The following is an 18,345-nucleotide window of genomic DNA, read 5'->3' on the forward strand; positions in this document are numbered from 1 at the left end:
ACGTCGGTCCCGCGCCGCCACCGCCACCACGTCGACACCCGCTGCGGAGGCGGCTCCACGCGCAGCTCGCACGGAAGGAAACGTCGGTAGGCTTCGTGCATACGCCCATCCCAGCTCCCGTTCGCGGTGCGGACAACTCGCATTGGGACCGTCATGGACACACCCCGAAAACGCCCGCGCCAGCAGCGATCCCGCGCCACGGTCGACACCGTGCTCGAAGCGGCTGCTCAGGTTTTCGAGCGCGAGGGCATGGCGGCCACGACCAACCGCATCGCCGAACGGGCCGGGTTCTCCATCGGCACGCTGTACCACGCCGAGGCCACCGCCGCCCTCGCCGCACACGTACACCGGTGCGGCGTCGCGCCGGCCGGTACGGGCGACGCCGACCCCGGTGGTGCCCGTGAGCAGGCGCACCGCACGGCAGCACTGCTGGTGCAGACCGCCGAGGTCACCCTTCACCGCGTCGTGCTCGCCGACACCGCGGCCGGCACCGACGAGTTGGCTGCACGTCTGGCCGAGACGCTGCTGGCGCTCGTCCCCGCACCTACCCGCTGAAGCGGTCGCGCAGCTCGCGCTTGAGGATCTTGCCGGAGGCGTTGCGCGGCAGGTCCTCGACGAAGCGCACCGTCTTCGGAACCTTGAACGGCGCCAACCGCTCCTTGACCCACTGGGTGAGGTCGGCCTCCGCCGGTGCGCCGCCCGCCCCGTCCTTGGGCACCACGACGGCCGTGATGGCCTCGATCCACTTCTCGTCGGGAAGTCCCACCACGGCCACCTCACCGACCGCGGGGTGGGTGTAGAGCGCGTCCTCGACCTCCCGGGAGGCCACCATGACCCCGCCGGTGTTGATGACGTCCTTGATGCGGTCCACGACGAAGATGTAGCCCTCCTCGTCCACGCGCACCAGGTCTCCGGAATGGAACCAGCCGCCGGCGGCACCCCGGCCGTCCGTGACGTCCGTGGAGTCGGTGGTGTCCGTGGCGTCCGTGGCGTCCCCGCCGAACGCCTCCGCCGTCTCCTCCGGCTTGTCCCAGTACCCCAGGCACAGCTGCGGCGAGCGGTAGACGATCTCGCCCTCACCGCCGGGCGGGACGTCGTTGCCGTCGGCGTCCACGACGCGCGCCTCGACGAACAGGGCGGGCCGGCCGGCCGAGTCCGGTCGCGTGTCGTGGTCCTCGGGGCGCAGGACGCACGCCAGCGGACCGATCTCCGACTGCCCGAAACAGTTGTAGAACCGCAGATCCGGCAGCGTGGTCCGCAGGCGTTCCAGGATCGGCCCCGGCATGATCGAAGCGCCGTAGTAGGCCTTGCGCAGCGCCGACAGGTCTCGGGTGCCGAAGTCCGCGTGGTTGGCCAGCGCGACCCACAGCGTCGGCGCTGCGAAGAACGCGCCGTGCCGGTCGTCGGCCATGCGCCGCAGGATGTCGGTGGGATCGGGCGTCTCGACGATCGTGTTCGTGGCGCCCACAGCCAGCCACGGCAACAGGAACACGTGCATCTGGGCCGAGTGGTACAGCGGCATGACGTGCAGCGGTTCGTCGTCCGCGGCGAGGTCCAGGTCCACGATGCACGACAGGTACTCGTGCACGAGCGCGCGGTGCGTCATCATCGCGCCCTTCGGCCGCGACGTCGTACCCGAGGTGTACAGCAGCTGCGCCAGGTCGGTGTCGGCGACCTGCACGTCGAGCTCGGGGACCTCGCCGGTGGTCGCGGCGGCCAGCAGCGAGTCGTCGGCGTCCCGCAGCGCGACGATGCGTTCGACGTCGAGGTCGAGCTCGTCGAGGTGGGAGCGCAACGCCGGGTCGGCGAGCACCGTCCGGCTGCCCGACTGCGTGACCAGGTAGGCGAGTTCGTCGCCGGTCAGGTTGTAGTTGACCGGCACGTGTACGAGGCCGGCGCGGGCGCAGGCGAGGAATCCGATGAGGAAGGCGTCGGAGTTCTTGCCGTAGGCGGCAACCCGGTCGCCGGAGCGCAGGCCGAGGGAGAGCAGGTGCGCGGCGGCGCGGGTGACGGCGGCGTCCAGCTCGGCGTAGGTCCACGTGCGGTCGGCGAACCGCACGGCGACGCGGCCGGGGGTGCGTGACGCGCTGCGCCGCGGGATGTCCGCGATGGTGCTGGACCGGATGGTGCTCACTGCGGCGCCCGACGTGCCGACTGCGGATGCTGCGTTCATCTTCGAACTCCTCCGTACTCGCGGCGCCGCTCGCGCCGTACGGCGATCCTGCCCCACGCCCGCAACACCTTCAACGCCGTGTCGCCCCGAGAGCCCGTGTTGCGCCTTGGGGAGCCCGTGTTGCGCCCTCGGGAGCCCGTGTTGCGGATCCGCGGGCGCGTGTTGCGCCCTGAGGAGCCCGTGTTGCGGATCAGGGGGCGCGTGTTGCGTCCCGAGGACTCCGTGTTGTCGATGCGGGACAGCGCGGTGCAGCGGACTCGGTCCGCATCATCAGTTCCGGAGACGACTCCATGACGTCCCGACGCCGCGACGGAGACCCGGGAGGTGCAACGCGACCGCCGGGAAACGCAACACGGCACCCCGACGACGCAACACGCGCACCCCAGAACGCAACACGGGCCCCGGAATGCGCAACACGCGCGCCCGAGGACGCAACACGGGCTTTGGCGGGTTTATGCCGTGGCGGCGATCTTGGCGCTGCCGAGGACGACGTCGCCCTCGTCGGCGTCGGGCCGGTAGAGCACCGCGACCTGGCCGGGGGCCACGCCGGTGAGCGGCTCGCGCAGCGACATCCGCACCTCGTCGCCGTCGGCCTCCGCGACGGCAGGTGCCATGCCGCCGTGCGCACGCACCTGCACGACGCACTCGGTGGGACCGTCGAGCGGACGCTGCGACGGCCAGATCGCGCGGTCGGCGTCGATGCGCGAGACGGCCAGCTCGTCCGAGGAACCGACCTTCACCGTTCCCGACACCGGCTCGAGCGAGAGCACGTACCGCGGCCTGCCGTCGGGCGCGGGCGCGTCGATACCGAGGCCCTTGCGCTGACCGACCGTGAACCCGTGCACACCCGTGTGCTTGCCGAGCACGGCGCCGGTCTCCGCGTCGACGAGGTCACCGGGACGCTCGCCGAGGCGCGATTCGAGGAACTTCTTCGTGTCGCCGTCGGGGATGAAGCAGATGTCGTGGCTGTCGGGCTTCTCGGCGACGGCGAGCCCGCGCTCGGCGGCCTCGGCGCGTACGTCCGGCTTGCGCGAACCGCCCAGGGGGAACATCGCGTGCCGCAGCTGCTCGGGTGTCAACGAGGCGAGCACGTACGACTGGTCCTTGCTCTCGTCGGCGCTGCGCCGCAACTCCGGCACACCATCCACAACGGACAGCCGTGCGTAGTGACCGGTGCAGACGGCGTCGAAGCCGAGGGCGATCGCCTTCTCCAGCAACGCCTCGAACTTGATCTTCTCGTTGCACGTCACGCACGGATTGGGGGTACGGCCCGCGGCGTACTCCCCGACGAACGTCTCGACGACCTCCTCGGTGAACCGCTCCGCGAAGTCCCAGACGTAGAACGGGATGCCGAGGATGTCGGCGGCACGCCGCGCGTCCCGCGAGTCCTCGATCGTGCAGCATCCGCGCGCGCCCGTGCGCAACGTGCCGGGCTTGGCGGACAACGCCAGGTGCACGCCCGTCACGTCGTGTCCGGCCTCGACCGCACGCGCGGCCGCCACCGCCGAGTCCACACCCCCGCTCATCGCGGCCAGTACGCGCATCGGCTCATGCCTCCTGCTTCTGCTTGCGCATGCCGGAGAGTCCGGCCTGACGTGCGCGGTCGACGACGCCCCTGAGTTCGCGGGCGAGGGCGTCGACGTCGTCGCGCGTGGATGTGTGGCCCAGTGAGAACCGCAGCGATCCGCGGGCGGCCGTGGCGTCGGCTCCCATGGCGGTGAGCACGTGGCTGGGCTCGGCGACGCCCGCGGTGCACGCCGAGCCGGTGGAGCATTCGATGCCCTTGGCGTCGAGCAGCATCAACAGGCTGTCGCCCGCACACCCGGGGAACGTGAAGTGCGCGATGCCGGGCAGCCGGTCCGGCGACTCGGCAGGCAGGCCGTTCAGCACCGCGTCCGGCACCTCGGCGCGCACGGCGGCGATGAGGTCGTCGCGCAGTTTCGTCACGTGGTCGGCGCTGTCCCTGCGGTGTTCGACGGCCGCGCTGACGGCCGTGGCGAACGCATGGATCCCGGGCACGTCGAGGGTGCCCGAGCGCACCTCGCGCTCCTGACCGCCGCCGTGCAACAGCGGCAGGCAGGACGCCGACCGGTCGAGCAGCAGCGCACCCACGCCGTACGGACCGCCGATCTTGTGCCCGGTCACGGTGAGCGCCTGGGCGCCGCTGGCGGCGAAGCCGACGTCGACACCGCCCACGGCCTGCACGGCGTCGGTGTGCAGCGGCACGTCGTACTCGGCGCAGACGGCGGCGATGTCGGCGACCGGGTTGACCGTGCCGACCTCGTTGTTGGCCCACATGACGGTCGCGAGCGCCACGTCGCCGGGTTCCTCGGCGAGGGCCGCGCGCACCGTCTCGGGGTGCACCCGGCCGGCCGCGTCGACCTCGAGCCACGTGAGCTCGGCGCCCTCGTGGTCGGCGAGCCACGTCACGGTGTCCAGGACTGCGTGGTGCTCGACGGCGCTGACGAGGATCCGGCGGCGACGTGCATCGGCGTCCCTGCGCGCCCAGTAGATGCCCTTGACGGCGAGGTTGTCGCTCTCGGTCCCGCCACCGGTGAAGATCACCTCGGACGGGCGCGCGTCGAGGGCCTCGGCGACCGCCTCCCTGGCCTCCTCCACCACGCGCCGCGCCCGCCGGCCGGAGGAATGCAGCGACGACGCGTTGCCCACCGTGGACATCGCGTCTGTCATCGCCGCAATCGCGGCCGGCGACATGGGGGTCGTCGCCGCATGGTCGAGGTACGTCATCGCCTGTCCAGGGTAGTCGGCTGCCTGTGGCGAACGCTGCGGCCTCGCTCACCCGGTGTACCCACCCGGCGCGCTCGCCTCGCGCGCTCCCCCGGCGTCCTGCCCCGTCCGGCCGCGCACCCCGCCTGCGGCCAGCCCGCCGGCCGCCGCGACCGCAGCCAGACTCGCCCCCAGCACCACGATCGCCGCGGCCGGGTCGGCTGCCGTGGCGATGCTGCCGAGCAGCACCCCGCCGAAGCCGATGACCAGCGCGGAGGCCACCCAGTCGCCGAGCTGCATCGCCGAGCTCGCGAACCCGCGCTCGGACTCGCGCACGTGGCGCAACATGAGGACCTGCAGCGACGGGACGCCGAGGCCCATGCCGGCGCCGCCGACCGCGGAGGCCACGAACGCGACCCATCCGGGGAAGCCGGGGACGGCGGCGCAGCCGAAGAGGCCGATCCCGACGGCCACGAGCACGAACGCGGTGCGCACGAGCCGGCCCCGGTCCCAGTCCGGATAGCGTCCCTGCAGTGCCGATCCGAGCGACCAGCTGATGGCCGTGACCGTCAGCGGCATCCCGGCCAGCGCGGGCGAGTACCCGTGCACGGCGGTCATCGTCAGCGGGAGGTAGGCCTGCATGCCGGCGAACGTGGCGGCGAGCAGGGCGCGGCTGCGGACGACGGCGGGCAGCCCGGTGCCCGCGCCGAAGGTTCCGGCCGGCAGCAGCCGCCGCAGCGCCACCGTGACGGCGAGCAGCCCCGCACCGCCGTAGGCGAGCGCGGTCGCCGACGGATGCTGCGCCGCCCACGTCAGCGCCGCCACCCCGGCCGCGGCGAGCGCGGCGGAGGGGACACCGGCGATCCTGGCCGGCTCCCCGGCCGACGCGGCCGGCTCCCTGGCCGACTCCCTGGCCGACGTGGCCGACGCGGCCGGCTCCGTGGTCGACGTGGCCGGACGGTAGCGGCCGAACCGGCGCAGTACCGGCACCAGCAGCAGGACTCCGAGCGGCACCAGGGGCACGAGCCCGAAGAACACCCAGCGCCAGCCGGCCGTGCCGGTGACGAATCCGGCGATCGGCGGGCCCAGCACGGCGGGCAGCACCCAGGCGGCGGCGTTGGCCGCGTAGATCACCGGACGTTGCCGGTCGGTGAAGACGAGCGCGACCAGCAGCGACGTCGCGACCAGCACCGTGCCGGTACCGAGGCCCTGCAGGACCCTGCCCACCAGCAGCACCGACATCCCGGGAGCGCACCCGGCGACGACGAGACCGGCGAGGAACACCGCGGGCCCAGCCAGCAACGACGGAACGGGACCGCGGCGATCGCACAGCCTGCCGGAGAGCACCGTCGCGACGACGCTGGCGACGAGGAACGCCGTGAACGGCCACGAGTACAGCTCGCCGCCGTCGAGATCGGCGACCATGGTCGGCATCGCGGTGCCGACCCCGAGGTTCTCGAACGCCATGAGCGTCACGATCAGCAGTAGCCCGCACGTGGTGCCGCGGTGTTCGCGGCCGAACAGGACACGACGCGCGGGCTGCCGGGCCGCCGGTGAGCCGGACGGATCCGGCGTGGTGGTCGTCATCCGGTCACGATGCAACCTCGAGTGCGCTGGAGGTCCAGCCGCGAACCCACGTTCCGTCCCTGACGGCCGGTCACCACCACCGGGCGGGTGTTGATCCCGACTACGTGCGGATGCCAGGCTCGATCGTGTCCGCAACGGGGCGCGACATGCTGCGCTGGAGGGGTCGCCGATGACCGAGTACCTGAACGAGACCGTGTTCACGTGGGGTGCCACGCCGTTGAAGTTCGGCGCCGGTGCCGTCGACGAGATCGGGTGGGACCTGGCGAAACTCGGGGCCGAACGGGTGCTGATCGTCACCGACCCCGCGGTGGCAGCCACCGGTCTGCCCCAGCGGGTCGCCGACGCCGCGAAGTCGGGCGGTCTCACCGTCGAGGTCTACGACCGCGTGCACGTCGAACCCACCGACGCGAGCATCCGCGAGGCGATCGACTTCGCCAACCAGTCCACGTGGGACGGTTTCATCGGCGTGGGCGGCGGTTCCTCCATCGACACCGCCAAGGCCGTCAACCTCTTCACGACCCATCCCGCGGATCTCTACGACTACGTCAACAAACCCCTCGGGGAGGGCAAGGCACCGCCGGGGCCGCTCAAGCCGCTCGTCGCGGTTCCGACCACCGCGGGCACGGGCTCGGAGACCACCCCCGTGTGTGTCATGGACTTCCTGGACCACCAGGTCAAGTCGGGCATCAGCCATGCGTACCTGCGGCCCGATCTCGCGGTCATCGACCCGTTGCTGACGCTGTCCATGCCGCCGGAGGTCACCGCGGCCAGCGGGATGGACGTGTTGTGTCACGCGCTGGAGTCCTACACGGCCCGGCCGTTCCACTCCTTCCCCCGGCACAGTCCGGAAACCCGCGTGGCGTACAACGGCTCGAACCCGATCTCCGACGCGTGGACCGAGCAGGCGCTGCAGTTGCTGGCCCGTTCGTTCCGCAAGGCGGTACTCAACGGCGGCGATCTGGACGCCCGCACCGACATGATGCTCGCGGCCACGTTCGCGGGCATGGGGTTCGGCAACGCGGGCGTGCACGTGCCGCACGCGTGCGCCTATCCGATCGCGGGCCGGGTGCGGGAGTACCGCCCTGCGAACTACCCGCAGGACGTCGCGCTCGTACCGCACGGCGAGTCCGTGTCGTTGACCGCGCCGGCCGCGTTCCGGTTCACGTTCCCCACCGATCCGGCCAAACACCTGCGCGCGGCCGAGATCCTCGACCCGCGGGGCAGTGCGGCCGTCACCGACGACCGCGAACGCCTGCCCCACGTGCTGACGTCGCTGATGCGCGACATCGGGATCCCGAACGGGCTGTCCGGCGTCGGCTACGGCGAGAGCGACGTCGGCGCGCTCGTCGAGGGCACGATGCAACAGCAGCGGCTGCTGGCGGTCGCACCGCGCACGGTGCGCGACGAGGACGTCGAAGCGGTCCTGACCGAGTCGCTCCGCAACTGGTGACACCCCGATCGCCGGGCCCGGCCGTCGTCCATCGGGCAGCACGACCTCTACTACGGTGGCCCCGTGAGCGATCTCGTCAGTGATCTGCGGGCCTCCGTCACCGGTGACGTCGAGGCAGGTCCGACGGCGCGCGCCGTGTTCAGCATGGACGCGTCGAACTACCGGCACGTACCGCGCGCCGTGGTGTTCCCCCGCGGCGCCGACGACCTCACGGCCGTGCTGCGGGTGTGCCGGGACCACGGGGTGCCGATCACCGCGCGCGGGGCGGGCACGAGCATCGCGGGCCAGGCGGTCGGCGAGGGCGTGGTGCTCGACCACACGCGGTACATGAACCGCATCCTCGACATCGACCCGGAGTCGCGGACCGCACGGGTGCAGCCCGGCGTCGTGCTCGACCACCTGCGCGCGGAGGCGGGGCGGCACGGGCTGACGTTCGGGCCCGATCCGTCGACGCACAGTCGCTGCACGCTCGGCGGCATGATCGGCAACGACTCGTGTGGGTCGCATTCGGTCGCATGGGGCCGCACGACGCACAACGTCGTCGCACTCGACATCCTGACCGCCGACGGCACCGCCATGACGGTGGGACCCGGCGACGCCCCCGACAACGCCTACACGCGCGCGTTGCGGCGGCTCGTCGACGAGAACCTGGCCACGATCCGGCAGGGCTTTCCGGCGTTGCCCCGCCGCGTGTCGGGGTACGCACTCGACCGGCTCCTGCCCGAGAACGGGTTCGACGTCGCGCGTGCGCTCGTGGGCAGCGAGGGCACGTGCGCCCTGCTCACCGAGGCGACCGTGCGGCTCGTGCCGTCGCCTGCCGTGCGCGTGCTGGTGGTCGCCGGTTATGCCGACGACGTCGCCGCGGCCGACGCGGTGCCGCACGTGCTGCCCCTGGATCCGCTGACCATCGAGGGCATGGGTTCGGACATGATCGATGCGCTGCTCGTGCGCGGCCGCAGGCCTGCGGCGCTCGACCGGCTGCCGGACGGCGGCGGGTGGTTGTTCATCGAGATCGGTGGCGACGACGCGGCCGACGCCCACGCCCGTGCCCAGCACGTGGCCGAGGTGCTGGCCGAACGCACGGATGCGGCGACGTCGATCGCCGGCGATCCCTCCGACCAGAAGCAGCTGTGGTCCATTCGCGAGGCGGCCTCGGGGATCGCCACGCGCATCCCCACTCCGGAGGGCAGCACCGAGGCGTGGCCCGGCTGGGAGGACGCCGCCGTGCCACCGGAGCGTCTCGGCGCCTACCTGCGCGAGTTCCGCGCGCTGCTCGCCCGACACGAACTCCGCGGAATCCCGTACGGCCATTTCGGCGAGGGCTGCGTGCACGTACGGATCGACTTCGAGCTCGAGACCACGCAGGGGCGAGCCCGGTTCCGGTCGTTCATGGAGGACGCGGGCGACCTCGTCGTGGCGCACGGCGGGTCGCTGTCCGGAGAGCACGGCGACGGGCAGGCACGGGCCGAACTCCTGCCCCGCATGTACTCGCCCGAGGTCCTGCGGCTGTTCGAGGCCTTCAAGGCCGTGTGGGATCCCGACGACCTGCTCAACCCGGGCGTGCTCGTGCGCCCGCGTGCGATGGACGCGGACCTGCGGTTCGACGGACCCGTGCGCGAGTTGCCGCTGACGCTGCGCTATCCGCACGACGGTGGCTCACTCGCCGTCGCGGCGCGGCGCTGCGTGGGGGTCGGCAAGTGCATCGACACCTCCACCGGCGTGATGTGCCCGAGTTACATGGCGACCGGCAAGGAGGAGCACTCGACGCGCGGCCGCGCGCGGCTGCTCTCGGAGATGATGCGCGGGGAGACCGTCCCGGACGGCTGGCGCTCGACCGAGGTCCGCGACGCCCTCGATCTCTGCCTGGCGTGCAAGGGATGTCTGTCCGACTGTCCGGTCAATGTGGACATGGCCTCCTACAAGGCGGAGTTCCTGCACCAGCACTACCGCGGGCGCCCCCGTCCGGCGCCGCACTACTCGCTCGGTTTCCTGCCGTTGTGGTCGCGCATCGCGGCACGCATGCCACGGCTGGCCAACGCCGTGCTGGGTTCCCGTCGCCTGTCTGGAATTCTCGCCCGGGCAGGCGGGATCGCCCCGCAGCGTTCACTGCCCCGGTTCGCGCGGCGCACGTTGCGCAAACGGCTCCGCACCCACGCCGAGGGCATTCCGCGGACGTTCACGCGGCCGCGGGTGGTGCTGTGGCCGGACACCTTCACCGACCACTTCTCCCCCGAGGTCGGCCTCGCCGCGGCCCGCGTACTCGACCACGCCGGATTCGACGTGGTGCTGCCGCGCTCGTCGGTCTGCTGTGGACTGACGTGGATCTCGACCGGGCAGCTCGGCATCGCCAGGCGCGTGCTGCGCAGGACACTGTCGGTGCTCGCGCCCGAGATCGCAACCGGCACGCCGATCGTGGCACTGGAACCCAGCTGCCTGGCCGTGCTGCGGCACGACATCCACGACCTGCTTCCGCCGGACGAGATCGGCGAGATCACGGCACTGACGCTGGCCGAGTTCCTCGAGCGGTACGCCCCGGACGTCGAGTTCGGCGACCTGAGTGCCGAGGCGCCCACGCAGGCGATCACCCAGCAGCACTGCCATCAGCACGCGGTGGTGGGAAACGCGGCCGACGAGCGAATCCTCGCCAGGGCGGGGATCGCGAACCGCACGCTGGACTCCGGATGCTGCGGGCTGGCGGGCAACTTCGGCATGGAGGCCGGGCACTACGAGGTGTCGGTGGCTGCGGCCGAACGCGTCCTGGTCCCGGAGGTCACGGGTGCCGATCCGGACACCCTCGTGCTGGCCGACGGGTTCAGTTGCCGCACCCAGATCGAGGACCTCACCTCCCGCAGAGCACTGCACCTCGCCGAGGTGCTCGACCGCGCGCTCGGCCGATCGTCCCGGTAACCGGAACACTCCGCTTGCTCCGGCCGCGACCCGACACCGAATGTGAGCCCATGGACGCCACTTCCGCTCTCGACGCCGCCACCGTCGCCGACCTCGCGAAACGTCTGCAGCAGGCGTACGAGACGGCCACCCCGATCGATCCGCTGATCGACGAGCGAGGCGAGCTCACGATCGCCGACGCCTACCGGATCCAGCAGGAACAGGTCCGTGGATGGCTGCAGGCGGGCGAGATCGTCAAGGGCCACAAGGTGGGCCTGTCCTCCCCGGCGATGCAGCAGCAGATGGGTGTCGACCAGCCGGACTTCGGCCACCTCACGAGTGGCATGTTCCACCTGGAGCACCGGCCGATCACGGCGTCGTTCCTGCAACCACGGATCGAACCCGAGGTCGCCTTCGTGCTGGGCAGGGAGTTGACCGGCCCCGGCGTCACGGTGGCCGACGCGGTGCGAGCCGTCGAGTTCGTGCTGCCCGCACTGGAGATCGTCGACTCCCGCATCCGTGACTGGCGCATCTCGATCGTCGACACCGTGGCCGACAACGCCTCGTCCGGCGGCGTCGTACTGGGCACCACGCCGGCTCCGCTGTCGGCGGTCGACCTGAAGGCGATGGGCTGCACGCTGTACCGCTCGGGATCCCTGCTCGCGACCGGCACGGGTGCCGCGGTCCTGGGCTCGCCGCTGAACGCCCTGGTGTGGCTGGCCAACACGATCGGCCCACTGGGCATCTCGCTCGAACCGGGACATGTCGTACTCCCGGGGACGATGACGCAGGCCTTCCCCGTCGCGCCGGGCGAGACCATCACCGCCCACATGGACGGTCTCGGAGATGTCACGGCGGTATTCGCGCGCGAGGACGGCACCGCGGGCTGACCGTGGTCCGCACCTACCGGGATCGCCGACGTTTTCACTGGTCACAAAGTTATGTAACGATCAACCAGTTGACGGGGACGTCGTCAATCCCGCAGTGTTGTATCCCACGCGCGTTCACTGAGAAGTCCCGATAACGGCGATTTCACATTACTGTCATAAGACCGGTTAACCCCGGGACGTTCAGCGCGCGTCGACACGGCAGGCGAACCCTGCCCCGTCGGCGCGTGCCTGCACTACCGCCAGCCGTGCGCAGACGCCCTGCGCACACCGGCTCTCCCGAGCCAGGCCTTGCCACACAACGGCGTGTGGTCGACACCGCGGCGCCTTGCCCTGTCGTCCTACGCCGGACACGCGGCAGGTCGCCGTTGTCGAGTCCCCTACTGACAATCGCACCACCAGGCCGGACCGTTAGCCGACCGAAGTCACCCGGTCGGCTGGCAGCCCGGCCTGGCTGTGCCGAGCCAAGGAGGGCGGCAAGCCGTGACCCGCCACGCACCGCGCAAGCCGAACACCGGTCTGTACGACGAGCAGTACGAACACGACGCCTGTGGTGTCGCTTTCGTCGCCGACCTGTCCGGTCGCCCCGATCACGAGATCGTGCGCAAAGCACTGGTCGCCCTGAGCAATCTCGAGCACCGCGGCGCCCGCGGAGCCGAGACCGAGACCGGTGACGGCGCCGGGATCCTGATCCAGATCCCCGACGCCTTCTTCCGCGAGGTCACCGACTTCGAACTGCCCGAACCGGGCACCTACGCCGCAGGCACCGCGTTCCTTCCCCAGGACGAGACGGCGCGCGGCAAGGCCATGTCGGCCGTCGAGCGCATCGCCGCCGAGGAGAACCTGCGGGTACTCGGCTGGCGCGACCTGCCGGTCGACGCCGAGCACGTGGGCCCGAGCGCCCGCGAGACCATGCCGTACTTCGCCCAGGTGTTCCTCGCCCCGCAGCGCGACGGGGACGCCGGGGTCAGCGGCCTCGAACTCGAGCGCGCGGCGTTCGTCGTGCGCAAGCGCGCCGAGCACCAGCTGGAGGACTCGGGCGTCTACTTCCCGAGCCTGTCCTCGCGCACCATCGTCTACAAAGGAATGCTGACCGAGCCGCAGGTTCCCAAGTTCTTCCCCGACCTCGCCGACGAGCGCGTCGTGAGCGCGATCGGCCTGGTCCACTCGCGCTTCTCGACGAACACGTTCCCCTCGTGGCCGCTGGCGCACCCGTACCGCTACGTGGCGCACAACGGTGAGATCAACACGCTCAAGGGCAACCGCAACTGGATGGACGCCCGCGAGTCGCAGTTAGACACCGACCTGATCCCCGGCCCGCTGCGCCGCATCTACCCGGTGATCACCCGCGGCGCCAGCGACTCGGCCTCGTTCGACGAGGTGCTCGAACTGCTGCACCTCGGTGGCCGCAGCCTGCCGCACGCGGTGCTGATGATGATCCCGGAGGCGTGGGAGAACCACGCCGAGATGGATCCGGCCCGGCGCGCGTTCTACGAGTTCCACGCCACGATGATGGAGCCGTGGGACGGCCCCGCGCTCGTGTCGTTCACCGACGGAACGCAGATCGGCGCCGTGCTCGACCGCAACGGCCTGCGCCCCGCCCGCTACTGGATCACCGAGGACGGCCTCGTGGTGCTGGCCAGCGAGGCGGGCGTGCTGGAGCTCGACCAGTCCTCGATCGTCCGCAAGGGCCGTCTCGAGCCGGGCCGCATGTTCCTCGTCGACACGGCCGAGGGCCGCATCGTCGACGACGAGGAGATCAAGGGCCAGCTCGCAGCCGAGCATCCGTACGACGAGTGGCTCGCCAAGGGCCGGCTCAAGCTCGACGACCTGCCCGAACGCGAGCGCGAGGTGCCGACGCACGCCTCGCTCGTGCGCAGGCAGCAGGCCTTCGGCTACACGTCCGAGGAGCTGGACGTGCTGCTCGAGCCGATGGCGCGCACCGGCGCCGAGCCGATCGGTTCGATGGGCAACGACTCGCCCATCGCCCCGCTCTCCAGCGGGCAGCGGCCGATCTTCGACTACTTCACGCAGCTGTTCGCCCAGGTGACGAACCCGCCGCTGGACGCGATCCGCGAGGAGCTCGTCACCGCGCTCGGCACCCAGCTGGGCTCCGAGCCGAACCTGCTTGAGGCGGGGCCGGAGCACGCGCGCAAGATCGTGCTGCCGTTCCCCGTACTCGACAACGACGACCTGGCCAAGCTGGTCCACGCCAACGACGACGGCAACCTGCCCGAGTTCTCGTCGTACACGGTGCACGGCACCTACGACGTGGCGGGTGGCGGCGCGGCGCTGCAGCACCGCCTCGACGAGATCCGCACCGAGGTCTCCGAGGCCATCGCCGACGGCGCGCGGCTGATCGTGCTGTCCGACCGCGGCGTGAACGCCGAGCAGGCCGCGATCCCGTCGCTGCTGCTGACCGGCGCGGTGCACCACCACCTGGTGCGCGAGAAGAGCCGTACGCAGGTGGGCCTGATCGTCGAGTCCGGCGACGCCCGCGAGGTGCACCACATCGCGCTGCTCATCGGCTACGGCGCGGCCGCGGTGAACCCGTACCTGGCGATGGCCACCGTCGAGGAGCTCGCCGAACAGGGCCGCATCCCCGGCATGACCACCAAGGACGCCACGGCCAACCTCATCAAGGCGCTCGGCAAGGGCGTGCGCAAGACGATGTCGAAGATGGGCGTATCCACGGTGGCCTCGTACACCGGCGCGCAGATCTTCGAGGCCATCGGCCTGGGTTCCGAGGTCATCGACACCTGCTTCACCGGTACGACGTCGCGACTCGGCGGTGTCGGGTTCGAGGTGCTCGCCCGCGAGGTCTCCGAGCGGCACCGGCGCGCGTTCCCCGCCGACGACGTGCGGCCGAGTCACCGCGAGCTGGCCACGGGCGGCGACTACCAGTGGCGCCGCGAGGGCGAACCGCACCTGTTCAACCCGCAGACGGTGTTCAAGCTGCAGCACTCCACGAGGTCGGGCAAGTACGAGATCTTCAAGGAGTACACCAAGGCCGTCGACGACCAGGCCGAGCGGCTGATGACGCTGCGCGGGCTGTTCAAGTTCAAGGAGGGCGAGCGCCCGCCGGTGCCGATCGAGGAGGTCGAGCCGGTCTCGGAGATCGTCAAGCGGTTCGCCACCGGCGCGATCTCGTACGGTTCGATCTCGGCCGAGGCGCACGAGACCCTCGCGATCGCGATGAACCGGTTGAAGGGCAAGTCCAACACCGGTGAGGGCGGCGAGGACCCCGAGCGGCTCTACGACCCCGAGCGGCGCAGCGCGATCAAGCAGGTCGCGAGTGGACGGTTCGGCGTGACGAGCGAGTACCTCGTCAACGCCGACGACATCCAGATCAAGATGGCCCAGGGCGCCAAGCCCGGTGAGGGCGGCCAGCTGCCCGGCGGCAAGGTCTACCCGTGGATCGGCAAGACCAGGCACTCCACGCCGGGCGTCGGGCTGATCTCGCCGCCTCCGCACCACGACATCTATTCGATCGAGGACCTCAAGCAGCTGATCCACGATCTGAAGAACGCCAACCCGGCCGCGCGCATCCACGTGAAGCTCGTGTCCGAGGTCGGCGTCGGCACGGTCGCCGCGGGTGTGTCGAAGGCGCACGCCGACGTCGTGCTGATCTCCGGCCACGACGGCGGTACCGGTGCGTCCCCGTTGTCGTCGATCAAGCACGCGGGCGGTCCGTGGGAGCTGGGCCTGGCCGAGACACAGCAGACGCTGCTGGCCAACCGGCTGCGCGACCGCATCGTGGTGCAGACCGACGGGCAGCTCAAGACCGGACGCGACGTGCTCATCGCGGCCCTGCTGGGCGCCGAGGAGTTCGGTTTCGCGACCGCACCGCTGGTGGTGTCGGGCTGCATCATGATGCGCGTGTGCCACCTGGACACGTGTCCGGTCGGTGTCGCGACGCAGAACCCCGCGCTGCGGGAGAAGTTCAGCGGCAAGGCCGACTACGTGGTGAACTTCTTCGAGTTCATCGCCCAGGAGGTGCGCGAGTACCTGGCGGCGCTGGGCTTCCGCTCGATCGCCGAGGCGGTGGGCCACGCCGAACTGCTCGACACCCGCGACGCGGTGGACCACTGGAAGGCCGAGGGCCTGGACCTCTCGCCGATCTTCGAGGTGCCGGAGATCGAGCCGGGCGCCGCGCGGCACCAGGTCGTCGCTCAGGACCACGGGCTCGACAAGGCACTCGACAACACGCTGATCCAGCTGGCCGAGGGCGCACTGCGCTCGGGTGACCGGGTGAAGCTCGACCTGCCGGTGCGCAACGTGAACCGCACCGTCGGCACGATGCTGGGCCACGAGCTGACCAAGCAGTGGGGCGGCGAGGGCCTGCCGGACGACACGATCGACATCACGTTCACCGGCACGGCGGGGCAGGCGTTCGGCGCGTTCGTGCCGAAGGGCATCACGCTGCGCCTGCGCGGCGACGGCAACGACTACGTCGGCAAGGGCCTGTCCGGCGGGCGCATCGTCGTGCGTCCGCCCGAGGATGCGCCGATCGTGGCCGAGGAGCACATCATCGCCGGCAACGTGATCGGCTACGGCGCCACGGGCGGCGAGCTGTTCCTGCGCGGCAAGGTCGGCGAGCGGTTCTGCGTGCGCAACTCGGGCGCGCTGGCCGTCGTCGAGGGCGTCGGCGACCACGGCTGCGAGTACATGACCGGCGGCCGGGTGGTCGTGCTCGGGAAGACGGGCCGCAACTTCGCGGCGGGCATGTCGGGCGGTGTCGCCTACGTGCTCGACCTCGACGCCGGGCGCGTCAACGGCGAGATGGTCGACCTGGAAGGGCTCGACGACGAGGACGTCGAGGTGCTCCGCGAGGCGATCGAACGGCATTACACCGAGACCGAGTCGGCCGTGGCACACGCGCTTCTCACCGACTGGGAGTCCGCACTGCCGCGGATCACGAAGGTCATGCCGAAGGACTACAAGCGGGTCCTGCAGGCACGCGCGGCGGCCGAGCGGGACGGCAGGGACGTGAACGAGGCGATCATGGAGGCGGCTCATGGCTGACCCCAAGGGTTTTCTGAACACCAAGCGGGAGACACCGAAGTCACGTCCCGTCGACATCCGGATCAAGGACTGGCGCGAGGTCTACGAGGACTTCGAGCGCACGAAGCTCAAGGACCAGGCCGGACGCTGCATGGACTGCGGCATCCCGTTCTGTCACCAGGGTTGTCCGCTGGGGAACCTGATTCCCGAGTGGAACACGCTGACGTGGCGGGACGACTGGCGCGACGCGATCGAGCGGCTGCACGCCACGAACAACTTCCCGGAGTTCACGGGCACGTTGTGCCCTGCGCCGTGCGAGACGGCGTGCGTGCTGGGCATCAACGACGACCCGGTGACCATCAAGCGGGTCGAGATATCGATCATCGACCGTGCGTGGGAGGAAGGCTGGGTCACCCCGCAGCCGCCGACGACGAAGACGGGCAAGAAGGTCGCGGTCGTCGGTTCGGGCCCGTCGGGGCTCGCGGCGGCGCAGCAGCTGACGCGCGCCGGGCACGACGTCGTGGTGCTGGAGCGTGCCGACGCGATCGGCGGGCTGCTGCGTTACGGCATCCCCGAGTTCAAGATGGAGAAGCACCGGCTGGACCGGCGGCTCGAGCAGATGCGCGCCGAGGGCACGGAGTTCCGCACGAACGTCAACGTCGGGGTCGACGTCACCGCCGAGCAGTTGCGCTCGGAGTACGATGCGGTGGTGCTGGCCGGTGGCGCGACGGCGTGGCGCGACCTGCCCGCTCCCGGCCGCGAGGCCAAGGGTGTCTACCAGGCGATGGAGTACCTGCCGCCTGCGAACAAGGTGGCGAGCGGTGCGCTGGACGTCTCGCCGATCGACGCGGCGGGCAAGGACGTCGTCGTCATCGGTGGCGGTGACACCGGCGCCGACTGTGTCGGCACGGCGCACCGCCAGGGTGCGAGGTCGGTGACGCAGCTGGAGATCATGCCGAAGCCGCCGGAGTCGCGTTCCGAGGCGCATCCGTGGCCGACGTACCCGATGATCTACCGCGTCTCGTCGGCGCACGAGGAGGGCGGCGAGCGCCTGTACTCGGTGAACACGCAGGAGTTCCTCGCCGACGACGAGGGCAACCTGCGCGCGCTGAAGCTGGTCGAGGTTCAGCGCGGTGACAGCGGCTTCGAGCCGGTGCCGGGCACCGAGCGGGAGCTGCCCGCGCAACTCGTGCTGTTGGCGATGGGCTTCGTCGGTCCGCAGAAGGCGGGTCTGATCGAGGACCTGGGTGTCGAGCTGGACGAGCGCGGCAACGTGGCGCGGGACGCGCAGTTCCGCACGAGCGTGGACAACGTGTTCGTGGCAGGCGACATGGGCCGCGGCCAGTCGCTCATCGTGTGGGCGATCGCGGAGGGCCGTTCGGCCGCCGCGGGCGTGGACGCCTACCTCACGGGCCGCGACATGCTCCCGACGCCGATCGCGCCCACAGACCGCCCAATCTCGTAAACCGGAGGGCGGGGCGCGCGCAAAGCGCCCCGCCCTCCGGGGACCGTGTTGCGCCCTCCGGGGACCGTGTTGCGCCCTCCGGGGACCGTGTTGCGCCCTCCGGGGACCGTGTTGCGCCCTCCGGTCGGCCCAGGGCCGACCGTCGGCGAGACGCGGCGCCGGCACC

10 protein-coding genes are annotated in these 18,345 nt (G+C 71.0%); 6 read left to right on the plus strand and 4 right to left on the minus strand.

The features are described 5' to 3' along the window. Nucleotides 1-153: 153 nt before the first annotated feature. Complete coding sequence (locus IF64_RS28195) at nt 154-555, plus strand: helix-turn-helix domain-containing protein (protein ID WP_051757549.1); 402 nt, start codon at nt 154-156, stop codon at nt 553-555. On the opposite strand, the gene IF64_RS0107725 is transcribed toward IF64_RS28195, so the two are convergent. The 4 genes from IF64_RS0107725 to IF64_RS0107740 form a co-directional block, all read right to left on the minus strand. After that, entirely contained in the window at nt 545-2,134 is a 1,590-nt protein-coding gene (locus IF64_RS0107725; RefSeq protein WP_030531338.1) for an acyl-CoA synthetase, read from the minus strand. The genes IF64_RS28195 and IF64_RS0107725 overlap by 11 nt on opposite strands. Before the next feature lie 491 nt (nt 2,135-2,625). Then, a complete protein-coding gene (mnmA, locus tag IF64_RS0107730; RefSeq protein WP_030531339.1) occupies nt 2,626-3,717 on the minus strand; it encodes a tRNA 2-thiouridine(34) synthase MnmA in 1,092 nt (363 codons plus the stop codon). Nucleotides 3,718-3,721: 4 nt separating this feature from the next. Then, complete coding sequence (locus IF64_RS0107735; RefSeq protein ID WP_030531340.1) at nt 3,722-4,921, minus strand: cysteine desulfurase family protein; 1,200 nt, start codon at nt 4,919-4,921, stop codon at nt 3,722-3,724. 48 nt (nt 4,922-4,969) lie between these two features. Continuing rightward, the gene (locus tag IF64_RS0107740) at nt 4,970-6,487 is read right to left on the minus strand and encodes an MFS transporter (protein WP_084705719.1); all 1,518 of its coding nucleotides are present in this window, start codon (nt 6,485-6,487) and stop codon (nt 4,970-4,972) included. A 169-nt stretch (nt 6,488-6,656) separates the two neighbouring features. Here IF64_RS0107740 and IF64_RS0107745 point away from each other — a divergent pair, with 169 nt between their 5' ends. From IF64_RS0107745 to IF64_RS0107765, 5 genes are all read left to right on the plus strand, one after another. After that, nucleotides 6,657-7,937, plus strand: coding sequence for a hydroxyacid-oxoacid transhydrogenase (locus tag IF64_RS0107745; RefSeq protein ID WP_030531342.1), 1,281 nt, complete (start codon nt 6,657-6,659; stop codon nt 7,935-7,937). A gap of 63 nt (nt 7,938-8,000) precedes the next feature. After that, nucleotides 8,001-10,844, plus strand: a complete 2,844-nt coding sequence (locus tag IF64_RS0107750) for an FAD-binding and (Fe-S)-binding domain-containing protein (RefSeq protein WP_030531343.1) — start codon at nt 8,001-8,003, stop codon at nt 10,842-10,844. Nucleotides 10,845-10,894: 50 nt separating this feature from the next. Then, on the plus strand, nt 10,895-11,713 hold the full coding sequence (locus IF64_RS0107755) for a 2-keto-4-pentenoate hydratase (protein ID WP_030531344.1): 819 nt from the start codon (nt 10,895-10,897) through the stop codon (nt 11,711-11,713). A 480-nt stretch (nt 11,714-12,193) separates the two neighbouring features. Beyond that, entirely contained in the window at nt 12,194-16,735 is a 4,542-nt protein-coding gene (gltB, locus tag IF64_RS0107760) for a glutamate synthase large subunit (RefSeq protein WP_030531345.1), read from the plus strand. After that, nucleotides 16,728-18,179, plus strand: a complete 1,452-nt coding sequence (locus IF64_RS0107765; RefSeq protein ID WP_030531346.1) for a glutamate synthase subunit beta — start codon at nt 16,728-16,730, stop codon at nt 18,177-18,179. The genes gltB and IF64_RS0107765 overlap by 8 nt, the downstream gene beginning before the upstream one ends. Nucleotides 18,180-18,345 lie beyond the last annotated feature (166 nt).

It is taken from the genome of Prauserella rugosa (assembly GCF_000719975.1).
Taxonomy (GTDB): Bacteria; Actinomycetota; Actinomycetes; order Mycobacteriales; family Pseudonocardiaceae; genus Prauserella; species Prauserella rugosa.